Source organism: Massilia genomosp. 1, assembly GCF_011682185.1.
Taxonomy (GTDB): Bacteria; Pseudomonadota; Gammaproteobacteria; order Burkholderiales; family Burkholderiaceae_D; genus Telluria_A; species Telluria_A rubra.
Map to the genome: position 1 here is coordinate 10,079 of NZ_WHJF01000067.1, position 18,913 is coordinate 28,991.

At 59.7% G+C, this 18,913-nt stretch carries 29 protein-coding genes; 22 read left to right on the forward strand and 7 right to left on the reverse strand.

The features are described from left to right. Positions 1–11 precede the first annotated feature (11 nt). The 7 genes from F1735_RS22055 to F1735_RS22085 form a co-directional block, all read right to left on the reverse strand. Positions 12–926, reverse strand: coding sequence for an HpcH/HpaI aldolase/citrate lyase family protein (locus F1735_RS22055; protein WP_167238949.1), 915 nt, complete (start codon positions 924–926; stop codon positions 12–14). Further along, positions 919–2,010, reverse strand: a complete 1,092-nt coding sequence (locus F1735_RS22060) for a cysteine protease StiP family protein (protein ID WP_167238950.1) — start codon at positions 2,008–2,010, stop codon at positions 919–921. The genes F1735_RS22055 and F1735_RS22060 overlap by 8 nt, the downstream gene beginning before the upstream one ends. Then, positions 2,007–2,771, reverse strand: coding sequence for a hypothetical protein (locus tag F1735_RS22065; RefSeq protein WP_167238951.1), 765 nt, complete (start codon positions 2,769–2,771; stop codon positions 2,007–2,009). The genes F1735_RS22060 and F1735_RS22065 overlap by 4 nt, the downstream gene beginning before the upstream one ends. After that, a complete protein-coding gene (locus tag F1735_RS22070) occupies positions 2,758–3,930 on the reverse strand; it encodes a phosphoribosyltransferase domain-containing protein (RefSeq protein ID WP_167238952.1) in 1,173 nt (390 codons plus the stop codon). Before F1735_RS22070 ends, F1735_RS22065 begins: the two co-directional genes overlap by 14 nt. Further along, positions 3,927–4,961 (reverse strand): ATP-grasp domain-containing protein, encoded by a 1,035-nt coding sequence (locus F1735_RS22075; RefSeq protein WP_167238953.1) that lies wholly within the window; start codon positions 4,959–4,961, stop codon positions 3,927–3,929. Before F1735_RS22075 ends, F1735_RS22070 begins: the two co-directional genes overlap by 4 nt. 57 nt (positions 4,962–5,018) lie before the next feature. Then, positions 5,019–6,347, reverse strand: a complete 1,329-nt coding sequence (locus F1735_RS22080; protein ID WP_167238954.1) for a VWA domain-containing protein — start codon at positions 6,345–6,347, stop codon at positions 5,019–5,021. 203 nt (positions 6,348–6,550) lie between these two features. Next, complete coding sequence (locus tag F1735_RS22085; protein ID WP_167238955.1) at positions 6,551–7,126, reverse strand: TerD family protein; 576 nt, start codon at positions 7,124–7,126, stop codon at positions 6,551–6,553. A 256-nt stretch (positions 7,127–7,382) separates the two neighbouring features. Here F1735_RS22085 and F1735_RS22090 point away from each other — a divergent pair, with 256 nt between their 5' ends. The 22 genes from F1735_RS22090 (at position 7,383) to secY (ending at position 18,878) form a co-directional block, all read left to right on the forward strand. Then, on the forward strand, positions 7,383–7,886 hold the full coding sequence (locus F1735_RS22090; protein WP_167238956.1) for a hypothetical protein: 504 nt from the start codon (positions 7,383–7,385) through the stop codon (positions 7,884–7,886). A 322-nt stretch (positions 7,887–8,208) separates the two neighbouring features. Next, on the forward strand, positions 8,209–8,865 hold the full coding sequence (gene rplC / locus F1735_RS22095) for a 50S ribosomal protein L3 (RefSeq protein WP_166870758.1): 657 nt from the start codon (positions 8,209–8,211) through the stop codon (positions 8,863–8,865). Between the two features lie 2 nt (positions 8,866–8,867). Continuing rightward, entirely contained in the window at positions 8,868–9,494 is a 627-nt protein-coding gene (gene rplD, locus F1735_RS22100) for a 50S ribosomal protein L4 (protein WP_166897193.1), read from the forward strand. Then, positions 9,491–9,808, forward strand: coding sequence for a 50S ribosomal protein L23 (gene rplW / locus F1735_RS22105; RefSeq protein WP_166870762.1), 318 nt, complete (start codon positions 9,491–9,493; stop codon positions 9,806–9,808). Before rplD ends, rplW begins: the two co-directional genes overlap by 4 nt. After that, positions 9,808–10,635, forward strand: a complete 828-nt coding sequence (gene rplB, locus F1735_RS22110; protein ID WP_054265823.1) for a 50S ribosomal protein L2 — start codon at positions 9,808–9,810, stop codon at positions 10,633–10,635. Before rplW ends, rplB begins: the two co-directional genes overlap by 1 nt. Before the next feature lie 9 nt (positions 10,636–10,644). Further along, positions 10,645–10,920, forward strand: coding sequence for a 30S ribosomal protein S19 (gene rpsS / locus F1735_RS22115; protein ID WP_054265824.1), 276 nt, complete (start codon positions 10,645–10,647; stop codon positions 10,918–10,920). Continuing rightward, positions 10,917–11,249, forward strand: a complete 333-nt coding sequence (gene rplV, locus F1735_RS22120; protein WP_181002795.1) for a 50S ribosomal protein L22 — start codon at positions 10,917–10,919, stop codon at positions 11,247–11,249. Before rpsS ends, rplV begins: the two co-directional genes overlap by 4 nt. Positions 11,250–11,258: 9 nt before the next feature. Beyond that, entirely contained in the window at positions 11,259–12,110 is an 852-nt protein-coding gene (rpsC, locus tag F1735_RS22125) for a 30S ribosomal protein S3 (protein ID WP_166897191.1), read from the forward strand. 2 nt (positions 12,111–12,112) lie between these two features. Beyond that, the gene (rplP, locus tag F1735_RS22130; RefSeq protein WP_054265827.1) at positions 12,113–12,532 is read left to right on the forward strand and encodes a 50S ribosomal protein L16; all 420 of its coding nucleotides are present in this window, start codon (positions 12,113–12,115) and stop codon (positions 12,530–12,532) included. Positions 12,533–12,544: 12 nt separating this feature from the next. Continuing rightward, positions 12,545–12,736 carry a 50S ribosomal protein L29 gene (rpmC, locus tag F1735_RS22135; protein WP_054265828.1) on the forward strand — a complete coding sequence of 64 codons (192 nt, stop codon included), beginning with the start codon at positions 12,545–12,547 and terminating at the stop codon, positions 12,734–12,736. Beyond that, positions 12,733–13,005: a 30S ribosomal protein S17 gene (gene rpsQ, locus F1735_RS22140; protein ID WP_054265829.1), complete on the forward strand. Its 273-nt coding sequence runs from the start codon at positions 12,733–12,735 to the stop codon at positions 13,003–13,005. Before rpmC ends, rpsQ begins: the two co-directional genes overlap by 4 nt. 437 nt (positions 13,006–13,442) lie before the next feature. Further along, a complete protein-coding gene (gene rplN, locus F1735_RS22145; protein ID WP_008444317.1) occupies positions 13,443–13,811 on the forward strand; it encodes a 50S ribosomal protein L14 in 369 nt (122 codons plus the stop codon). 9 nt (positions 13,812–13,820) lie between these two features. Further along, positions 13,821–14,135 (forward strand): 50S ribosomal protein L24, encoded by a 315-nt coding sequence (rplX, locus tag F1735_RS22150; protein ID WP_167238957.1) that lies wholly within the window; start codon positions 13,821–13,823, stop codon positions 14,133–14,135. A gap of 6 nt (positions 14,136–14,141) precedes the next feature. Then, entirely contained in the window at positions 14,142–14,681 is a 540-nt protein-coding gene (gene rplE, locus F1735_RS22155; protein WP_054265831.1) for a 50S ribosomal protein L5, read from the forward strand. Between the two features lie 4 nt (positions 14,682–14,685). Further along, positions 14,686–14,991 carry a 30S ribosomal protein S14 gene (gene rpsN, locus F1735_RS22160; protein WP_054265832.1) on the forward strand — a complete coding sequence of 102 codons (306 nt, stop codon included), beginning with the start codon at positions 14,686–14,688 and terminating at the stop codon, positions 14,989–14,991. A 14-nt stretch (positions 14,992–15,005) separates the two neighbouring features. Continuing rightward, positions 15,006–15,401: a 30S ribosomal protein S8 gene (gene rpsH / locus F1735_RS22165; RefSeq protein WP_166897186.1), complete on the forward strand. Its 396-nt coding sequence runs from the start codon at positions 15,006–15,008 to the stop codon at positions 15,399–15,401. A gap of 12 nt (positions 15,402–15,413) precedes the next feature. Continuing rightward, positions 15,414–15,947, forward strand: coding sequence for a 50S ribosomal protein L6 (rplF, locus tag F1735_RS22170; protein ID WP_054265834.1), 534 nt, complete (start codon positions 15,414–15,416; stop codon positions 15,945–15,947). Between the two features lie 11 nt (positions 15,948–15,958). Beyond that, positions 15,959–16,321 (forward strand): 50S ribosomal protein L18, encoded by a 363-nt coding sequence (gene rplR / locus F1735_RS22175; protein ID WP_167238958.1) that lies wholly within the window; start codon positions 15,959–15,961, stop codon positions 16,319–16,321. A 12-nt stretch (positions 16,322–16,333) separates the two neighbouring features. After that, positions 16,334–16,852 (forward strand): 30S ribosomal protein S5, encoded by a 519-nt coding sequence (gene rpsE, locus F1735_RS22180; RefSeq protein WP_054265836.1) that lies wholly within the window; start codon positions 16,334–16,336, stop codon positions 16,850–16,852. A 10-nt stretch (positions 16,853–16,862) separates the two neighbouring features. Then, positions 16,863–17,051 carry a 50S ribosomal protein L30 gene (gene rpmD / locus F1735_RS22185; protein ID WP_054265837.1) on the forward strand — a complete coding sequence of 63 codons (189 nt, stop codon included), beginning with the start codon at positions 16,863–16,865 and terminating at the stop codon, positions 17,049–17,051. A gap of 28 nt (positions 17,052–17,079) precedes the next feature. Next, positions 17,080–17,511, forward strand: coding sequence for a 50S ribosomal protein L15 (gene rplO, locus F1735_RS22190; RefSeq protein WP_054265838.1), 432 nt, complete (start codon positions 17,080–17,082; stop codon positions 17,509–17,511). 32 nt (positions 17,512–17,543) lie between these two features. Continuing rightward, positions 17,544–18,878, forward strand: a complete 1,335-nt coding sequence (secY, locus tag F1735_RS22195) for a preprotein translocase subunit SecY (RefSeq protein WP_167228619.1) — start codon at positions 17,544–17,546, stop codon at positions 18,876–18,878. The last annotated feature ends 35 nt before the right edge of the window (positions 18,879–18,913 follow it).

Here is an 18,913-nt window from a genome sequence, read left to right on the forward strand (position 1 = left end):
TGAAGTGATGGTCAGAGTTCCCGTGGAATTGCCGGGCTCATCGGCGGAACGTCGTGATGAGCGCCAAATACCTTCGACTGTTCGATGGTGCGTTCGGCCCAGGCGCGGTGGGTGGCCACTTCGCACATCGAATTATGCATCTTGAACACGGCCGGCGCATCGACATCGAGGATGGCGCGGGCGGCCGCCAGGTCGTTCGGCTTGACCCGGTAATGCTGCTCGATCGGCGCGATCTGGCTCGGGTGGATGGCGGTCTTGCCGACCATGCCGTGCGCCAGGTCCTCGATCACTTCCTGGTCCAGCAGTTCGGGCAGGTCGAGGTGTTCGAACACGGGCGCGGTCAGCACAAAACCGTAGGGGCGGAAGGTGGTCACCAGGCGCGCCATGACCGGCCCCAGGGGCGTGCGGTACAAGGTCATGCTGCGCGGACGGCGCAGGCCCAGCAGGGCCAGCAGGTCGTTGCCGCCGATGCGCAGCGCCAGGATGCGGTGACGCACGCCGGGCGCTTCGAGCATCTTGCGAAATTGCCGCATTTCCCAGTCGTTGAACACTTCGGCTGTTTCCAGCGTGGGCATCAGCATGTGGTCGGTGTTGCGGACCTGCTTGAAGTAGGCGTCGAAGTTGGTGCGCGTCGCTTTCGGGATCACGAAGCCGGTCAGCTTGTCGGCGCCCGGCATGGCCAGCACGCGCGCCATGACGTCGGGATTGCGCACCCGCACGAAGCGTTCGGCCGTGCCGTCGGTGCGCATATTGGCCAGCACCACGGACAGGTTGAACAGCGCCCAGCTCAGGTCGGCGTCGGCGACCGCGTCCTCGGTGCAGAAAATCAGCGAGCGCACGTGTCCCATGCGCTCGCCGTTGGCCACGTCCATCAGGTATTTGTGATTCGCCGGTACGTACAGCGACGCTCCCATCGATTTAACCATCCAATGCACTCCTGATCAATGAAACGGCGTGATACGGCAACGTGCTGTCGACGATCACGGGAATTGCTTTTTCCTGCGCCAGCAGGGCCAGGTGCGCCACATCGGGCGCGTCGGCGTCGCGCAGGATCAACAGGCGCGGGCTACGGCGCAGCAACACGCGGGTCGCTTCGCCGATGCCGGGCTTGATCATGTTGACGTCGGTAATGCCATGTTGTTCGAGCGCGGCCAGCATGTAGGCGCGCGAGACGGCGCCGGCGGCTTCACGGTCGACCGCTTGGGCGGCGGGCGTGCCGTCGGCGGCGGCGATCTCCAGCGCGGCGGCCACCAGGCCGTCGGCGAAACTTTGCGACTGGTCGTGCGCTTCGAACTGCTGATAGTACACGCAGCCGTGGAAGTCCCCGGGTCCGATTGCCTCGTTCAGGATCGAACGGCTGATCAGGCCGGAGACGGTGGCGTTCAGTATGCTCGACGGAATCAGGTAGTCGTCGCAGGAGGCGGCGCAGGCGGCGCTGCCGGCCAGGTCGGACAGCACGTACAGGCCGCCGTCGATGGCGGTGCCACGGCGGCTGTTGAATTCATCGATGGCGCTTGATAATTCGCGCGAGATCACGCCCTTGCCGGTCCAGCCGTCGATGAAGACGATCGATTCGGGGGCGTGGCCTTGCGCCAGGATATGTTCGAGCGCCACCTGGTCGATGCCGCGGTCGCGGATGATCGAGACCGAATAATGCGTGCTGGCGCGCCCGAACACCTTGGGCAGCAGGCTGTTCAACACCACGCCGACCGGGGTGCCGGCGCGCGCCAGCGAGACCAGGGTCACCGGGCCGCTGCGCCGCTGGGCGATCAGGCCGGCTAGGGTCAGGCAGTCGCGCGCCATGCGCGCCGTGTTGGCCGCGCAGGCTTCGCGGAACACCGCCAGGTAGCGTTCCGACGGCAAGGATTCGGGCGAGAGCATTTCGCTGTAGTGGCGCTGGCCCGACTGGATCAGGAATTCTTTTTCGGGGACATCGACGAAGTCCTGCATCGCCAGCGGCTTGAGCAGGAAGCTGACGTCTTCCGAACGGTAACTGCCGGAAAAATTCATAGGGTCTCCAGGGTCAGGCCGGCCAGCTGGGTGTGGCGCGGCATGATGGCGTAGTCGCAGGCGGCCATGAAGCGCGCGTCGGACTTGCTGTCGCCCATGCCGAAGGTGAGGATGTCGCCATGTTCGGCGCGCAGGCGCGCGCTCACGTGCGCCACCGCGTGCGCCTTGTTCAGCGCGTTCGGCAAAATCGCCAGGTTGTTGCCGTTGCGATGGATGAAGTAGTCGCGCTTGCCGGCGTCTATCCATGGCTGGACCACCTCGCGCTCGATCGGTTCCAGGTTGGCCGCGATTTTTTGCGGGTCCTTGACCACCAGATAGAAGGGCGTCTCGAAATCCTCGATCAGGCGGGCGCGGTTGCCGAAACCGGTGCGCTCGGCCCAGGCGTCGATCAGGCCGGCCAGTTCTTGCAGGCCGGGCAGGGCGGCCTGCATGGCGCCGCGCATGTGCGCCAGCCACTCCTGGTCGACCGAGCCGTCCGGCTCAAGCACGATGCCGCCGTAGTCGAGCACGGCGTAGCTGTGGAAGTCGATGCCCACGCGCCGGTACGCATTGACGTTGCGCGCCGTGGTCGGGATCATCGTCAGGCCATCCTGGGCAAAGGCGAGAAAGGCGCGCTGGCCCGGCGTGGTGTACGAAATCGGGCTGCCGTCCTTCAGGAAGGCGGCCGCTTCGATTGGCGTGCCGCGGCCCTCGCATTTTTCCAGCGACTGGAACAGGGTGTCGTCCAGGTCGGCGAACAGGAATTTCTCAAACTTCTTCAATATGGGTCTCGGTCTTAAAGTGGAAAAGGCGCGCGCCCAGCGTGTCCGCAAGGTCGCGCAGCGCCTCGCTTGGGGCGGTTTCGTGGCAGATGAAGACGTGCCGGTACTGGCCGGGGGTGACGTTATACAGGAAATTGGCCACGCCTTCGCCATAATTGTCCGGGAACGTGAGCGCGGCTGCGACCGCGCCCCAGGTCAGGATCGGCGAGCGCGTGGTCGATTGCACAACAACGTCCACGCCCAGTTGTTCCAGGGCGGCGCCCAGCAGGTAGGACGGGTGCATGAATTCGCCGGTGCCGAGCACCAGCACGCGCTCGCCCGGCTTGACGTCGGCCGCCAGGCGTTCGGCCAGGCCGCTTGGCAAGCTCAGGGCGCGGTGCAGGCCGTAGCGGCCGAAGTCGCCGCTGGCGCCGCGATCGGCCGCCGGGTCGAACAATTGCGCCGGGGCGCTGGCGCTGGCCAGCTGGCCGGGGGTGAAGCGGTATTGCCCGCTGACCGGCGCGCCCATCGTCACCGGCAGGCCGAAGCGCGCCGACAGGGCTTGCGTGGCGGCCGCGCCCATGAAATTGGTGATGGTCGCCAAGTGTACGTGGGCGATGCCGGGATTGAGCTTGCGGCAAGCCTCGGTCAGGTTCAGGAAGGTGTTGCCGGTGCTCGCTTCGTCGTCGACCAGGACCAGCGCCTTTGCGGAGAGCAGCAGCTCGCGCGTGTGTACGTCCGGCGGCATGTGCAGGAACTGGCGCGGGGCGTGGCTGTGCGCTTCTTCGAATTCGATGATGGGGGCGTCGCCGACCCGGTAGCGCGAGGTGTGCAGGAACAAGCCTTGGCGCCCGGGGTGGGCGGCCAGCCAGGCTTCGAACACGCCCTGGCCCAGGCCAATGGCGGTTTCGGCCATGGCGATGAAGACCACCGGGCCGGGCAGTTCGGGCACGGTGTCGGCCAGGCTCTGGTGAACGGTGCGCATCATGGCCGGGGTGACCGGCCAGTGCTTGCCCAGCACCTTGCTCAGGAACAGGAAGCCGCGCCTGGCGTTGGCGCGCGCGGCAAAACCCATCACGTCGTCCAGGGCAAAGGCGCTGTCGTGGATGTCGAGTTCGAGCTCGCCGGTGGGCAGGCTCAGGCGGTGGCGCTGCACGTGGAGTGCGTGCGGCATGCTCATAGCAAGTCCACCGAATGCAGCTCGGCCGGGGCGCTCAGTTCGGCCACGCGGATGCCGTCGCGCACCGGCGGCACCACCACCGTGTCAAAACCATCGGCAAAGCCTTTCAGGGCGATATACGGCAGGTTGGGGCCGGCCACGCAGGCCATGCCGATGCCGCCCGACATGCGCGGATTGATTTCCAGCAGGTGCAGCTTGCCGTCGCCTTCGCGGAACTGGACGTTGAAGGCGCCGTTCAGGCCGTGGATGTGGGTCAGTGCGGCGGTCGCTTCGAGGATGTCTGCGCGCATGTCGATCAGTTGGCCGCGGCCGGCCGTCATCGGTTTCTTGCGCGCCACGGCGCTCACCAGGCGGCCCTTGTCGCCCACGCAGTCGACGCTGTATTCATGGCCGTCGAGGTAGGCCATCAGCAACATGGTGCGGAACTCGCCCAGCTCGGCCAGGCCGCGCCGCATGTCTTCGTAGCCGATGTGATATTCGGCGCCGGCCAGCAGCAGGGCGGCGCTGCTGCGCTCTTCGTCGAGGATGGCGAAGCCGAGGCCGTACACCGAGCGCGAGGGCTTGACGCACAGCTTCGGATAGCGGGCGCGCAGTTCGGCATAGCCGGCGTCGAACTGGGCGATGTTGTCGAATACGCGGAATTCGGCCACCGGGGCGCCGGGCAGATTGGTGGTGGCGTAGAAACGCGCCTTGTCGTGGATCAGTTCGAGCTGCTCTTGCGTCGCGGCGCTGAGCACGCGCGTACCCTGCGCTTCAAAGCGCGCGTGGGCGCTGGCCAGTTCGGTCGACAGGCGGCCCGGAATGAAGATGTCCACCCGCTGCTCGCGGCAAAAGGCCAGGCACCAGTCGATGTATTGCTCGTTATCCAGGCCGGTCGGCTCGACGAAGAAGTCGTGCGCCACGCGTCCGGCCAGGGCGTGTGGATTGGCATTGCTGTAGATGAGGTGGAAACGGCCTTCCAGATCGGCTTCACGGATGAGGCCGATTGCCGCGTACACGGACGAGAACGTCCTGTTGAACCAGACACGCATGAGTTGCTTTCTTATTGAATCGTGATTGTTGCGATTATTGCTATTGTTACTGTCGTGCTAGGCGAGCAGGCGGTGTTGTTTTGCCAGTTTGATCCAGCCCGGGTATTCTGCCATGAGCAAGTCGTACAACTCGGAATCCGAGTGTTCGTCGGGCGATTCGACCGAAAAAAAGTCGGCGTTGTCGATCAGGCGGCCGGACAGGTCATCGAGTTGCTCGAGGAAGGGGAAGTCGGAGTGGGCGAAGGCCGCCAGTTTCTTGCTTTTCGATTTCTTGCCTTTGCCAATGCCCATGAATTGCCAGAAAATTGGTTCCTGGCTGGCCCAGCGCAACTGTTTTTCGGTGAGTGCCTTGTCCGAGGTGGAGCCGTCGGTCACGAACATCACGAACACCGGCACGGGGGCCGACAGCGCGCTCTTGCGCTCGCCGCCGTTGGCGTCAGGGAAGTAGAAACGGCGCACGGCTTCCATCGCCTTGCCGTAGCAGGTGTCCGCTTCGAGCGGATGGGCTTGGACGACGTCGCGGATATACGTGCGCGCGTTCGCCAGGCTCATGGGGGCGGGCTGGTGGACATGTTTGCCGAACAGGAAGACGTCGATCTCGCCGTCGTCGTCGAACTTGCAGCCCAGGGCCAGGATGCGGTCGGCGAACTGCTGCACCAGGCCTTTGCGGTAGAGCGCACCCATCGAGCCGGAAATGTCGAGCACCAGGGCGACCTTGGCGCGGTGCTCGGCCAGGCCGGCTTTTTCCAGCGAGACGGTGGCGTGCTTGACCAGGCTGACCAGGTGCGGCGCGCTGCTGGCGATGCGTTTTTCGAGCGAAATGCGGGCAGGGGCAGGGGCAGGGGCGGGCGCGGCTGCCGGAACCGGCGCCGCGACAGCGCCGCCGAAGTGGGCCACCAGCGCATCCAGGCCGCCGTTGAAGCCCTGGCCGACCGCCATGAAGCGCCACTGGCCGTCTTTGCGGTACAGCTTGCCCAGCATGATGGCGCGTTCCTGGGCAAAATCCTTGCCGGAAAAGGCGAAGCGGGCTTGTTCAGCGCCGCCGGCCAGCAGGCGCAGGTAGCCGCTGGCCAGCTGCGCCATGGTGCCGTCGCCGTCCACGCTGGCGGTGATGGCCAGCTGGTCGATATTGGCCGGCAGCAGGCCGGTATCGATGGAAAAGCTGCTCAGGTCGCCGGGGATGCTGGCCAGCACGGCGCCGCCGCAGGGCGTGCGCGGCTGGTTGAAGAAGGTCATGTACGACTCATCGAGCAGCTTGCCGTCGGCGCCCAGGCCAAAGCAGGCGAAGTCGAGGCGCAGGCCGGCGGCGGACAGGCCAATGTCGATGCGGCCGTTGGGGGCGATGGCGGCCAGCGGCAAGCGCTGCCCGCGTGATAAGTTTTCCATGGTGTCGGTATGAAGGCGCAGGTAGAAGGAATAATCAGCAAACTCAAGACCGTCGTTCCCGCGTAGGCGGGAATGACGGGGTGGGGGGCGCAAATGCGCTTACACATACATACGCCTCGTCCACACGTCACAACGCCCGCAAGGCGCCGCTCTGAAGCAGCCATCCTTGCGGGCGCAAACCTGCGGGTCGTGCGGGTCTGGCTTTAAGCGTCGACGCCGAAGGACTTGGCCAGAGGCCCCAGGCCGCCAGCGAAGCCCTGGCCGATCGCCTTGAACTTCCACTCGGCGCCGGCGCGATACAGTTCGCCGAAGATCATCGCCGTTTCGGTCGAGCCGTCTTCGGACAGGTCGTAACGGGCCAGTTCCTTGTCGCCGTCGGCGTTCAGGCAGCGGATGTAGGCCTTGCCGACCATGCCGAAGTTCTGCTTGCGCGCTTCGGCTTCGTGAATGGTGACGCAGAACGAGATCTTGTCGATCTCGGCCGGCACCGCGCTCAGGTCGACATTGACCTTCTCGTCGTCGCCTTCGCCCGCGCCCGAGGTGTTGTCACCCCCATGCACCACCGAGCCATCGCTCGACTTGAGGTTGTTGTAGAAAATGAAATCGGCGTCGGCGCGGACCTTGCCGTCAGCCTTGAGCATGAAAGCGCTGCCGTCGAGGTCGAACGCACTGCCGTCGGTCGCGCGCGGGTCCCAGCCGAGGCCGATAACCACCTTGGTCAGTCCTGGCGCTTCCTTGCTCAGGTTGACGTTGCCGCCTTTTTGCAAACTGATTGCCATGTATAACTCCTTGTAACGGGTTGAGGGACACTTTCACGCCAGCTTGCTGGCGGCGATAACAAAATTACAGTGTTGCAATTTCCGGTCGTAATATACAACGTGCTTGCCAGCCTGTATATGGGCGCACTTGATTAGTAGGCAAGCGTTAAATTTTGTTTTTGAGGTTTTCGCGTCACGCCGGCTGGAGCGTTGCTGGACAGAAATCACCGCTGGCCATAAACTGACGAGGTTACCGCCAAGCGTCGCCACCCTGTCCATGACCCCAGATCTTGCTATCCGCCGTTCCATCCGCAAGGTCACGCATGCCGACTTTGCCGCCTATCCTATCTGGGAATGGGCGATCGACGAGGAAGTCAACCTGGGCAACGGCGAGTCCTTCGTGCGCCCGACCAGCCTGGACGCGGTGCCGCTCGACGGGCCCGGTCACTATATCGTGGCGGCCAACACCACCCTGAGCGATGGCGTGATCCTGCCGTCCTGCGTCGAGGTCAGCACGCGCGGCAAGAAGCAGCATGTCGAGCCGATGTTCGTGTTTCTACTCGACCGGCACCTCGATTTCGCCGGGGTCGAGACCACCGCCTTGTTGAGCCGGTACACCAAGCGCGTCAATATTTATCCGGTGCGCTGGGAGATGGCGGTGCCGATGGCGGGCGAGACGCGCCTGCGCAGCGGCAAGGTGCGGCGCGGGCTGTCGGAGCGCCTGGCGCAGTTCTGGGCCCGCCTGCGGCTCGGCTCGCGCGGACAGCCGCTGGCGCGCTAAAGCGCTTTCGATTTTTCGTTACACTCCACACCGTCGTTCCCGCCTGCGCGGGAACGACGGATAAACATCCAGCGAGAGTGCCGGAAATAGTTACTTTTTCGCGCTTTCGCTCTCTCGCAGGCCATGCGCATCGCCCGGCGCACCACCCCCGCATCTCCCGCCGTACAACACATCGACATACCTCCAACTAAGTTGTTGCGTCAAGCCTTTTTGCGTGCTATCCTAGCCGGCTTCGGTATGGATTCGTGTGTTTTTGGATCTGTCCTTTACTTGGTAGTTAAACAGTCAGCCCCGCCCAATCGCAGGTGGGAATGGAGAAAAAATGAGCCTAGGCCTTCTCGGTCGCAAGGTTGGAATGATGCGCATCTTTACGGATGAAGGGGACTCGATCCCTGTCACCGTTCTGGACGTGTCGAACAACCGTGTCGCACAAATCAAAACCCCTGAAACAGATGGTTATTCCGCTGTCCAGGTCGCATTCGGTCAACGTCGCGCTTCCCGCGTGACCAAAGCTGTTGCGGGTCACCACGCCAAAGCTGGCGTCGAAGCTGGCACCATGTTGCGCGAATTCCGCGTCGACGCTGGTAAAGCAGCCGAACTGAAAGCTGGCGATGTTGTCGCCGCTTCCCTGTTCGAAGTCGGTCAGAAGATCGACGTCCAAGGCGTTACGATCGGTAAGGGTTACGCCGGCGTCATCAAGCGTTACCACTTCGCTTCCGGTCGCGCAACGCACGGTAACTCGCGTTCGCACAACGTTCCAGGTTCCATCGGTATGGCGCAGGATCCAGGTCGTGTTTTCCCTGGTAAGCGCATGACCGGTCACCTCGGTGACGTGAATCGTACCGTACAGAATCTCGAAATCGCCCGTATTGATGCCGACCGTCAGCTGTTGCTGGTCAAAGGCGCGGTACCAGGTGCGAAAAATGGCCAGGTGATCGTTTCGCCAGCTATTAAATCCAAAGTTCAGAAGGGAGCTTAATCATGGAACTCAAGCTTCTGAATGAGCAAGGTCAAGCAGGTTCGAACGTCGCCGCAGCCGATACCGTTTTCGGTCGTGACTACAACGAAGCGCTGATCCACCAGATCGTCGTCGCCTACGCTGCCAACGCACGTAGCGGTAACCGCAAGCAGAAAGATCGTGAAGAAGTTCACCACACGACCAAGAAGCCATGGCGCCAAAAAGGTACCGGCCGCGCGCGTGCTGGTATGTCGTCCTCGCCACTGTGGCGCGGCGGCGGTCGGATTTTCCCGAACTCGCCTGACGAAAACTTCACCCACAAAGTGAACAAGAAGATGTATCGCGCAGGTATCTGCTCGATCCTGTCGCAACTGGCCCGCGAAGAGCGCCTGGTTGTGGTTGAAGGCATGACCATCGATGCGCCAAAGACCAAGCTGCTGTCGCAAAAGCTGCAGGGCATGGGCCTGGAATCGGTCCTGATCATCGCTGACAACCTCGTGGATAACCAGAACCTGTTGCTGGCATCGCGCAACCTGCCGAACGTGCTCGTCGTTGAGCCGCATCAGGCTGATCCGATGTCGCTGGTGTTCTACAAAAAAATCGTGGTCACCAAAGCAGCACTGGCCAAGATCGAGGAGATGTTCGCATGAGCGGCGTAATCAAATTTTCCGAAGAGCGCCTGATGAAGGTGCTCCAGGCGCCGGTCATTTCCGAGAAGGCCACCATGGTCGCGGAAAAGAACGAGCAGATCGTGTTCCGCGTATTGCCGGATGCGACCAAGCCTGAAATCAAGGCAGCCGTTGAACTGTTGTTCAAGGTTGAAGTGCTGTCGGTGCAGACAGCCAATCGCCAAGGTAAGCAAAAGCGTTCGGGCCGTTTCAATGGCCGTCGCAACCATACCAAGCGTGCTTTCGTGTGCCTCAAGCCTGGCCAGGAAATCAACTTCTCCGAGGAGGCTAAATAATGGCACTCGTAAAGATGAAACCAACCTCACCAGGCCGTCGCGGCATGGTGAAGGTTGTGAACCCGGACCTGTACAAAGGTCGTCCGTTCGCAGCCCTGGTTGAAAAGAAATCGAAAACTGCCGGCCGTAACAACAACGGTCACATCACCACCCGCCACATCGGCGGTGGTCATAAGCAGCACTATCGCCTGATCGACTTCAAGCGTCAGAAGGATGGTATTCCGGCAAAGGTCGAGCGTATCGAATACGATCCAAACCGTACCGCGAACATCGCCCTGCTGTGCTATGCAGACGGTGAGCGCCAGTACATCATCGCAACCAAGGGCATGTCCGTTGGCGATTCGGTGATGAATGGTTCGGAAGCGCCGATCAAGTCGGGTAACTGCCTGCCTATCCGTAACATCCCAGTCGGCACCGTGATGCATTGCGTCGAGATGCTGCCAGGTAAAGGTGCCCAGATGGCACGTACCGCCGGCGCTGGTGTTGTTCTGATGGCGCGCGAAGGCACCTACGCTCAAGTGCGCCTGCGCTCGGGTGAAGTACGCCGCGTCCACATCGAATGCCGTGCAACGGTTGGCGAAGTCGGTAATGCCGAGCACAGCCTGCGCAAGATCGGTAAAGCTGGCGCGATGCGCTGGCGCGGTGTTCGTCCTACCGTTCGCGGTGTGGTCATGAACCCGGTCGATCACCCGCACGGTGGTGGTGAAGGTAAAACCGCAGCTGGTCGTCATCCAGTGTCGCCTTGGGGCCAACAGACGAAGGGTAAGAAGACGCGCCGTAACAAGCGTACGACTTCGATGATCGTCTCGCGCCGCGGCAAGAAATAAGGATAAGACATGACACGTTCATTGAAAAAAGGGCCGTTTATCGACGCCCACCTGGTGAAAAAAGTCGAAACCGCGCAAGCGAACAAAGACAAAAAGCCAGTCAAAACCTGGTCGCGCCGTTCGACGATCTCGCCAGACTTCATCGGCCTGACGATCGCAGTGCATAACGGCAAGCTCCACGTGCCGGTATACATCTCCGAGAACATGGTTGGTCACAAGCTCGGCGAATTCGCACTGACCCGTACGTTCAAGGGCCATGCCGCTGACAAGAAGGCGAAGAAATAATGGAAACCAAAGCTATCCTCAAAGGTGTGCGCCTGTCCGACCAAAAAGGTCGTCTGGTTGCCGATCTGATCCGTGGCAAGAAGGTTGACGCAGCACTCAACATCTTGCAGTTCAGCCCGAAAAAAGGTGCAACGATCATCAAGAAGGTTCTGGAGTCCGCCATCGCGAACGCCGAGCACAATGATGGCGCTGACATCGACGAGCTGAAGGTCGTCCAGATCTACGTTGAAAAGGGTCCTATCCTGAAGCGCTTCACTGCACGCGCTAAGGGCCGGGGTGATCGCATCTCAAAACAATCCTGTCACATCTACGTGACTGTCGGCAACTAAGGGGTCACGATGGGACAGAAGATTCATCCAACAGGCTTTCGCCTGTCAGTAACCCGTAACTGGGCATCGCGTTGGTACGCGGGCAATGGTAACTTTGCCCAAATGCTCAACGAAGATCTCAAGGCACGTGCGTTCCTGAAAAAGAAACTGAAGAACGCTTCGGTTGGCCGCATCGTCATCGAGCGTCCTGCCAAGAACGCGCGCTTCACGATCTACAGCTCGCGTCCAGGCGTGGTCATTGGTAAAAAAGGCGAAGACATCGAAGTACTGAAGTCGGCGCTGACCAAGATCATGGGCGTTCCTGTACACGTGAACATCGAAGAAATCCGCAAGCCGGAAATCGACTCGCAGCTGATCGCCGATTCGATCTCGCAGCAGCTGGAAAAGCGCATCATGTTCCGCCGCGCGATGAAGCGCGCCATGCAAAACGCCATGCGTCTGGGTGCCCTGGGCATCAAGATCATGTCGTCGGGCCGTTTGAACGGCATCGAGATCGCACGTAAAGAGTGGTACCGCGAAGGCCGCGTGCCTCTGCACACCCTGCGCGCCGATATCGACTATGGCACCAGCGAAGCAGCAACGACCTACGGCATCATCGGCGTCAAGGTCTGGGTATACAAGGGTGACCGCGCGCCGAACGGCGACGCACCAGTCATCGATACCCCGGCTGACGAGAAGAAGAGCCGCGGTCCGCGCCGTGATGATGGCAAGCCAGCAGGTCGTCCGCGTCCAGCCGGTGCTCCAGGCGGTCGTCCAGGTTCAACCCCAACTGGCGCTCCAGTCGTCCGTGCTCGTCCTGCAGTCGCAGTGAAGAAGCCGGAAGCGGCTGCTGCTGCACCAGCTGAGAAAGCAGGAGAATAATCATGCTGCAACCAGCACGCAGGAAGTATCGTAAAGAGCAGAAAGGCCGTAACACCGGCATTTCGCACACACGCGGCACCGCTGTCTCGTTCGGTGAATTCGGTCTGAAGGCAGTTGCCCGCGGCCGTATCACAGCACGTCAGATCGAAGCAGCTCGTCGTGCCATGACCCGTCACATCAAGCGCGGTGGTCGTATTTGGATCCGTATTTTCCCGGACAAGCCAATTTCGAACAAGCCAGCTGAAGTTCGTATGGGTAACGGTAAAGGTAACCCGGAGTACTACGTCGCTGAAATCCAGCCAGGTAAAGTACTGTACGAAATGGACGGCGTCGATGAGACGCTGGCCCGGGAAGCGTTCCGTCTGGCCGCCGCCAAACTGCCACTGGCGACGACGTTTGTCATCCGCCAAGTCGGCCAATAAAAGGAGTCGTATATGAAAGCAACAGAACTCCGCGGCAAAGACCAGGCAGCTCTTCAGAAAGAGCTGAATGATTTGTTGAAGGCACAGTTCGGCATGCGCATGCAAATCGCAACGCAGCAGCTGAGCAACACTTCGCAACTCAAGAAGGTACGCCGCGACATCGCGCGTGTGAAGACTGTTATGAACTCGAAGGAAGCCAAATGACCGAAACTACTAAAGTCGCCCTGAAGCGCACCTTGGTCGGTAAAGTGGTTTCCGACAAGATGGACAAGACTGTTACCGTCCTGATCGAGCGTCACGTCAAGCACCCGTTGTACGGCAAGATCATCATGCGTTCGAACAAGTATCACGCGCATGACGAAACCAACTCGGTCAAGACCGGTGATACGGTTGAGATTCAAGAAGGTCGTCCGATCTCCAAGACCAAGGCTTGGACTGTTACGCGTGTCGTGCAAGCGGCGCAGGTAATCTAAATCATTGCGGGACAGGGCATGGTTCATCGCCGTTGCCCTGTCCTCAACTGATCAGATTGGTTGCGGGACAGGGCGTGGTTTACCGCTTTCGCCCTGTCCTCAACTGACTAGATAAAGACGGAAGGGCCGCCTGGGCGCAAGCGGGGCGGCTCTTCCAGTAATGCCAGTAGTGCCGGATGGGGGTGTCGCATTTTTGTGCGGCAGCCAGCTTCCGGATAATTAGTCCTTGCGGGCCCGCCAGTATTGTGTGATACTAGCGGGCTTCGTTCATGTAACGCCGCATTGTTAGTCACCCCGGTGGCCGCGGCCTGCAACGAAAGTTTTTGGAAAGTCCATCACCCAATCAATCGACCCAGCAGGGGAGGTTGGCGGGACCAAGACTGACCGCAGGCCCACATTGTGGGGATTCTTCGGCTTAAGTTGGGAAAGAGAATACTATGATTCAAACTGAAAGCCGGCTCGAAGTAGCCGACAATACCGGTGCCAAGGAAGTCATGTGCATCAAGGTATTGGGCGGTTCCAAGCGCCGTTATGCTGGCATTGGCGACGTGATCAAGGTAACCGTCAAGGTTGCTGCGCCACGCGGCCGTGTCAAAAAAGGTGAAATTTATAACGCTGTGGTTGTGCGTACCGCTAAAGGTGTGCGCCGCCAAGACGGCTCCCTGGTGAAGTTTGACGGCAATGCTGCCGTTTTGCTCAACGCCAAGCTCGAGCCGATCGGTACCCGTATTTTTGGACCAGTCACGCGCGAACTGCGCACTGAAAAGTTCATGAAAATCGTGTCCCTGGCACCTGAAGTCCTGTAAGGAGTCGTAATGGATAAGATTCGTAAAAACGACGAAGTCATCGTTCTGACCGGGAAAGACAAGGGCAAGCGCGGTATCGTTCAGCAACGTATCGATGCTGAGCATGTCGTGGTTGAAGGCATCAACGTCGCTAAAAAAGCGACCAAGCCTAACCCAATGACCGGTGTAACTGGTGGTATCGTCGACAAGACAATGCCGATTCACGTGTCCAACGTTGCATTGTTCAATGCAGCGACTGGCAAGGCAGACCGCGTGGGCTTTAAAACCGTAGACGACAAAAAAGTCCGCGTTTTCAAGTCCTCCGGCGAAGTAGTGAAGGTTTAAGACATCATGGCCCGTCTCCAAGCATTTTATAAAGATAAGGTCGTTGCCGACCTGGTCGCCAAATTTGGCTACAAATCGGCAATGGAAGTCCCGCGCCTGACCAAGATCACCCTGAACATGGGTGTGGGTGAAGCGATCGCCGACAAGAAGGTTCTCGAGCACGCTGTCGCCGACCTGACCAAGATCGCCGGCCAGAAGCCAGTGACCACCAAGTCGCGCAAAGCAATCGCGGGTTTCAAGATCCGTGAAGGCTATCCAATCGGTACCATGGTCACCCTGCGCGGTGCCCGTATGTACGAATTCCTGGATCGCTTCATCACCGTGGCCCTGCCGCGCGTGCGTGACTTCCGTGGCGTCAATGGCCGTTCGTTCGATGGCCGCGGTAACTACAACATCGGTGTCAAGGAACAGATCATTTTCCCTGAAATCGAGTACGACAAGATTGACGCGTTGCGCGGTATGAATATCAGCATCACGACAACCGCCAAGACCGACGACGAAGCGAAAGCTCTGCTCGCCGCCTTTAAATTTCCGTTCAGAAACTGAGATCATGGCAAAACTAGCACTGATTAACCGCGAACAGAAGCGTGCAGACCTGGTGGAGAAATTCGCCCCGAAGCGTGCCGCTCTGAAAGCCATCATCGACGACCAGTCGAAGTCGGAAGAAGAACGTTATGAAGCCCGTCTGAAGTTGCAGGCTCTGCCGCGCAACTCGGCCCCGACCCGCCAGCGTAACCGCTGCGCCGTGACCGGCCGTCCACGTGGCACATTCCGTAAATTCGGTCTGGCCCGTATCAAGCTCCGTGAATTTGCCATGCGTGGTGAGATTCCGGGTATGACTAAAGCAAGCTGGTAATAGGAGAATAAGCAATGAGTATGAGCGATCCTATCGCCGATATGCTGACCCGCATTCGCAACGCACAAGGTGTTCAAAAGACGACCGTGGCCATGCCATCGTCGAAAGTTAAAGTAGCGATTGCTGTCGTCCTCAAGGACGAGGGTTACATTGAAGATTTCGCCGTCACCGCAACCGGTGGCAAGGCGGAACTGAAGATCGGTTTGAAGTATTACGTTGGCCGTCCGGTCATCGAGCGCTTAGAGCGCGTGTCCCGTCCGGGCCTGCGCGTCTACAAAGGCAAAGATGACATCCCTACCGTGATGAATGGCCTGGGTGTGGCGATCGTGTCGACCCCGCAAGGCGTCATGACCGACCGCAAAGCACGCGCCACCGGTGTCGGCGGCGAAGTTATTTGCTACGTGGCTTAAGGAGTATCGACAATGTCCCGAGTAGCTAAAATGCCGATCGCTGTCCCAGCTGGCGCCGATGTGGCGATCACTGCAGCAGCGATCACCGTCAAGGGCCCGTTGGGCACCATGACCCAGGCCCTGAACGGCCTGGTAAAAGTAGAAAACAAAGATGGCACGCTGAGCTTCGACGTCGTCGACGACAGCCGTGAGTCGAACGCGATGTCCGGCACCTTGCGTGCCCTGGTCAACAATATGGTGACCGGCGTGACCAAAGGCTTCGAGAAGAAGCTGTCCCTGGTAGGCGTGGGCTACAAAGCCCAGGCCGCCGGCGACAAGCTGAACCTGTCGCTGGGTTTCTCGCACCCTGTTGTGCATTCGATGCCAGCAGGCGTGACTTGCGCCACCCCAACCCCGACCGAAATCATCATCAAGGGTATCGATCGTCAACAGGTTGGTCAGGTCGCTGCAGAAGTGCGCGCTTACCGCTCCCCTGAGCCTTACAAAGGCAAGGGCGTCCGCTATGTGGACGAAGTGGTTAAGCTTAAAGAAACCAAGAAGAAATAATAGGGCTGACCATGGACAAGAAAGAATCACGTCTGCGTCGTGGACGCCAGACCCGCATCAAGATCGCGGAACTGAAAGTAAATCGTCTGTCGGTACATCGTACCAACCAGCACATTTACGCCAACCTGATCAGCCCGGACGCGAAAATCCTGGTTTCGGCGTCCACCGTCGAAGCCGAAGTTCGCGCCGAACTGGCAGGCAAGTCCGGCAAGGGTGGCAATGCCGCCGCTGCCGCCTTGATTGGCAAGCGCGTCGCCGAGAAAGCACTGAAAGCAGGGATTACCGAAGTTGCGTTCGACCGCTCCGGTTTCCGTTACCACGGCCGTGTGAAGGCGTTGGCAGAAGCCGCGCGTGAAGCCGGTCTGAAGTTCTAAGGAAGAATCGTCATGGCAAAAATGCAAGCGAAAATGCAAAGCGACAAGCCGGATGATGGCATGCGCGAAAAGATGATCGCGATCAACCGCGTGACCAAAGTGGTCAAGGGTGGTCGTATCATGGGTTTTGCAGCACTGACCGTTGTGGGCGACGGCGATGGCCGTATCGGCATGGGCAAGGGCAAATCGAAAGAAGTGCCAGTGGGCGTGCAGAAGGCAATGGAAGAAGCCCGTCGTAACCTGATCAAGGTTCCTCTGAAGAACGGTACTTTGCACCACACAGTCACCGGCCGTCACGGCGCATCGAAAGTAATGATGATGCCTGCCAAGCCTGGTACCGGCGTGATCGCGGGTGGCGCCATGCGCGCTATCTTCGAAGTAATGGGCGTAACCGATGTCGTGGCGAAATCCACGGGCTCGTCGAACCCTTACAACCTGGTCCGCGCTACCCTGGACGGTTTGTCGAAAATGAGTACTGCAAGCGACATCGCCGCCAAGCGCGGCAAGTCGGTTGAAGACATTCTGGCTTAAGGCGGACAAAATGACACAAGCTACCAAAACAGTCAAAGTTCAGTTGGTCATGGGCCTGATCGGCACGCGCGAATCGCATCGCGCTACCGTTCGCGGTCTGGGTCTGCGTCGCGTCAACTCGGTTTCCGAGCTGGAAGACACCCCTTCGGTGCGCGGCATGATCAACAAAGTTTCGTACCTCGTTAAAGTTGTTTCGTAAGCCTTCGGGCTTATGAACGGAGAAAACAATGGAATTGAATACAATTCAACCAGCTGAAGGCGCCAAGCATTACAAGCGCCGCGTAGGCCGTGGTATTGGTTCGGGCATCGGTAAAACCGCTGGCCGTGGCCACAAAGGTCAGAAGTCGCGTTCGGGCGGTTTCCACAAGGTCGGCTTCGAAGGCGGTCAGATGCCTCTGCAGCGCCGTTTGCCTAAGCGTGGTTTCAAATCGCTCAACGCAACGTTCAAGGCTGAAGTGCGTCTGTCCGACTTGAACAACCTGGCGGTCGGCGATGTCGACATCCTGGTGCTCAAGCAAGCAGGCGTTCTGCAAGTGCTGGCGCGCGATGTGCGCGTGATCCTGTCCGGCGAGATCACCAAAGCGGTGAACCTCAAGGGCTTGAAAGTAACGGCAGGCGCGAAAGCGGCCATCGAAGCAGCTGGCGGCACGGTAGCGTAAGTTGCAGGCTAACAGCTTGATCGGAGCATACATTGGCGACTAATTCACAACTTGGTAAAAGTGCGGCAGCCGGTTTCCCATGGAGTCGGCTCTGGTTTTTGCTCGGCGCGTTGGTCGTGTATCGTCTGGGTGCCCATGTCCCTGTTCCAGGGATTAACCCGGATGTACTGGCTGAGACGTTCAGCAGGAATCAAGGCGGCATCCTGGGCATGTTCAACATGTTCTCGGGTGGCGCGCTGGAGCGCGCGGCAGTTTTCGCTCTCGGTATTACGCCGTACATTTCGGCTTCGATCATCATGCAGCTGGCCGGCCTCGCAATTCCGGCCGTCGAGGCACTGAAGAAAGAAGGCGAATCCGGACGCCGCAAGATCACCCAGTACACGCGCTACTTCACGGTCGTGCTGGCACTGGTGCAGGCAACCTTCATCGCCGTCGGCCTCGAAGCATTGCCGGGCCTGGTGATCGATCCAGGCATGGCTTTCCGTTTCGTGGCGGTCGTTTCGCTGCTGACCGGCACCATGTTCCTGATGTGGCTGGGCGAGCAGATTACCGAACGTGGCCTCGGCAACGGGATTTCGATCATTATCTTTGCCGGCATTGCCGCTGGCCTGCCCGCGGCGCTGAGTAGCTTGTTTGCACTCGTGTCGAATGGCGCCATCAGCAGCCTGTCAGCGATTTTCATCATCCTGCTGGTCGGATTCGTTACTTTTGGTGTGGTATTTGTCGAACGTGGCCAGCGCAAGATCCTGGTCAACTATGCGAAGCGCCAGGTTGGCAACAAAGTCATGGGTGGTCAGACCAGCCATTTGCCTTTGAAGCTGAACATGGCCGGCGTGATCCCGCCGATCTTCGCATCGTCGATCATCTTGTTCCCGGCCACCATCGTGGACTGGTTCACGAAGGGCAAAGATTCCAGCACACCGGTAGTCGGTTTCCTGAAAGACTTGGCGGCATCGATGGGGCCAGGCGAGCCTATCCATGCTCTGTTGTATGCGGTGGCAATCGTGTTTTTCTGTTTCTTCTATACGGCGCTGGTCTTTAACAGCAAGGAAACAGCGGATAACCTGAAGAAAAGTGGTGCCTTCGTGCCGGGGATTCGTCCCGGCGACCAGACGGCGCGATATATCGACAAGATCCTGATGCGCTTGACACTGGCCGGAGCGGTGTACATCACTTTAGTGTGCTTGTTGCCGGAATTTATGCAGGCCCGTTGGAAAGTGCCATTCTATTTTGGCGGTACTTCCCTGTTGATTATTGTGGTTGTCACCATGGACTTCATGGCTCAAGTACAAAACTACGTCATGTCGCAGCAATATGAATCGCTGCTGCGCAAGGCAAATTTCAAGGGCGGAATTCCGACGCGCTAACCGGCGGTTACCGCGAACCAGGAGTGTACAGACCG

What these genes read in the sequence shown, in the direction of transcription:
- rpsN (WP_054265832.1), top strand. Translation starts at nt 14,686, where the DNA reads ATGGCAAAACTAGCACTGATTAACCGCGAACAGAAGCGTGCAGACCTG.
- F1735_RS22085 (WP_167238955.1), bottom strand. Translation starts at nt 7,126, where the DNA reads ATGGCAATCAGTTTGCAAAAAGGCGGCAACGTCAACCTGAGCAAGGAA.
- rplR (WP_167238958.1), top strand. Translation starts at nt 15,959, where the DNA reads ATGGACAAGAAAGAATCACGTCTGCGTCGTGGACGCCAGACCCGCATC.
- F1735_RS22070 (WP_167238952.1), bottom strand. Translation starts at nt 3,930, where the DNA reads ATGAGCATGCCGCACGCACTCCACGTGCAGCGCCACCGCCTGAGCCTG.
- rplP (WP_054265827.1), top strand. Translation starts at nt 12,113, where the DNA reads ATGCTGCAACCAGCACGCAGGAAGTATCGTAAAGAGCAGAAAGGCCGT.
- rplF (WP_054265834.1), top strand. Translation starts at nt 15,414, where the DNA reads ATGTCCCGAGTAGCTAAAATGCCGATCGCTGTCCCAGCTGGCGCCGAT.
- rplW (WP_166870762.1), top strand. Translation starts at nt 9,491, where the DNA reads ATGAGCGGCGTAATCAAATTTTCCGAAGAGCGCCTGATGAAGGTGCTC.
- rpsC (WP_166897191.1), top strand. Translation starts at nt 11,259, where the DNA reads ATGGGACAGAAGATTCATCCAACAGGCTTTCGCCTGTCAGTAACCCGT.
- rpsE (WP_054265836.1), top strand. Translation starts at nt 16,334, where the DNA reads ATGGCAAAAATGCAAGCGAAAATGCAAAGCGACAAGCCGGATGATGGC.
- rpsS (WP_054265824.1), top strand. Translation starts at nt 10,645, where the DNA reads ATGACACGTTCATTGAAAAAAGGGCCGTTTATCGACGCCCACCTGGTG.
- F1735_RS22075 (WP_167238953.1), bottom strand. Translation starts at nt 4,961, where the DNA reads ATGCGTGTCTGGTTCAACAGGACGTTCTCGTCCGTGTACGCGGCAATC.
- F1735_RS22060 (WP_167238950.1), bottom strand. Translation starts at nt 2,010, where the DNA reads ATGAATTTTTCCGGCAGTTACCGTTCGGAAGACGTCAGCTTCCTGCTC.
- rpsQ (WP_054265829.1), top strand. Translation starts at nt 12,733, where the DNA reads ATGACCGAAACTACTAAAGTCGCCCTGAAGCGCACCTTGGTCGGTAAA.
- rplX (WP_167238957.1), top strand. Translation starts at nt 13,821, where the DNA reads ATGGATAAGATTCGTAAAAACGACGAAGTCATCGTTCTGACCGGGAAA.
- F1735_RS22090 (WP_167238956.1), top strand. Translation starts at nt 7,383, where the DNA reads ATGACCCCAGATCTTGCTATCCGCCGTTCCATCCGCAAGGTCACGCAT.
- rplO (WP_054265838.1), top strand. Translation starts at nt 17,080, where the DNA reads ATGGAATTGAATACAATTCAACCAGCTGAAGGCGCCAAGCATTACAAG.
- rplD (WP_166897193.1), top strand. Translation starts at nt 8,868, where the DNA reads ATGGAACTCAAGCTTCTGAATGAGCAAGGTCAAGCAGGTTCGAACGTC.
- rpmD (WP_054265837.1), top strand. Translation starts at nt 16,863, where the DNA reads ATGACACAAGCTACCAAAACAGTCAAAGTTCAGTTGGTCATGGGCCTG.
- rplC (WP_166870758.1), top strand. Translation starts at nt 8,209, where the DNA reads ATGAGCCTAGGCCTTCTCGGTCGCAAGGTTGGAATGATGCGCATCTTT.
- F1735_RS22055 (WP_167238949.1), bottom strand. Translation starts at nt 926, where the DNA reads ATGGTTAAATCGATGGGAGCGTCGCTGTACGTACCGGCGAATCACAAA.
- rplE (WP_054265831.1), top strand. Translation starts at nt 14,142, where the DNA reads ATGGCCCGTCTCCAAGCATTTTATAAAGATAAGGTCGTTGCCGACCTG.
- rplN (WP_008444317.1), top strand. Translation starts at nt 13,443, where the DNA reads ATGATTCAAACTGAAAGCCGGCTCGAAGTAGCCGACAATACCGGTGCC.
- rpsH (WP_166897186.1), top strand. Translation starts at nt 15,006, where the DNA reads ATGAGTATGAGCGATCCTATCGCCGATATGCTGACCCGCATTCGCAAC.
- F1735_RS22080 (WP_167238954.1), bottom strand. Translation starts at nt 6,347, where the DNA reads ATGGAAAACTTATCACGCGGGCAGCGCTTGCCGCTGGCCGCCATCGCC.
- rplB (WP_054265823.1), top strand. Translation starts at nt 9,808, where the DNA reads ATGGCACTCGTAAAGATGAAACCAACCTCACCAGGCCGTCGCGGCATG.
- rpmC (WP_054265828.1), top strand. Translation starts at nt 12,545, where the DNA reads ATGAAAGCAACAGAACTCCGCGGCAAAGACCAGGCAGCTCTTCAGAAA.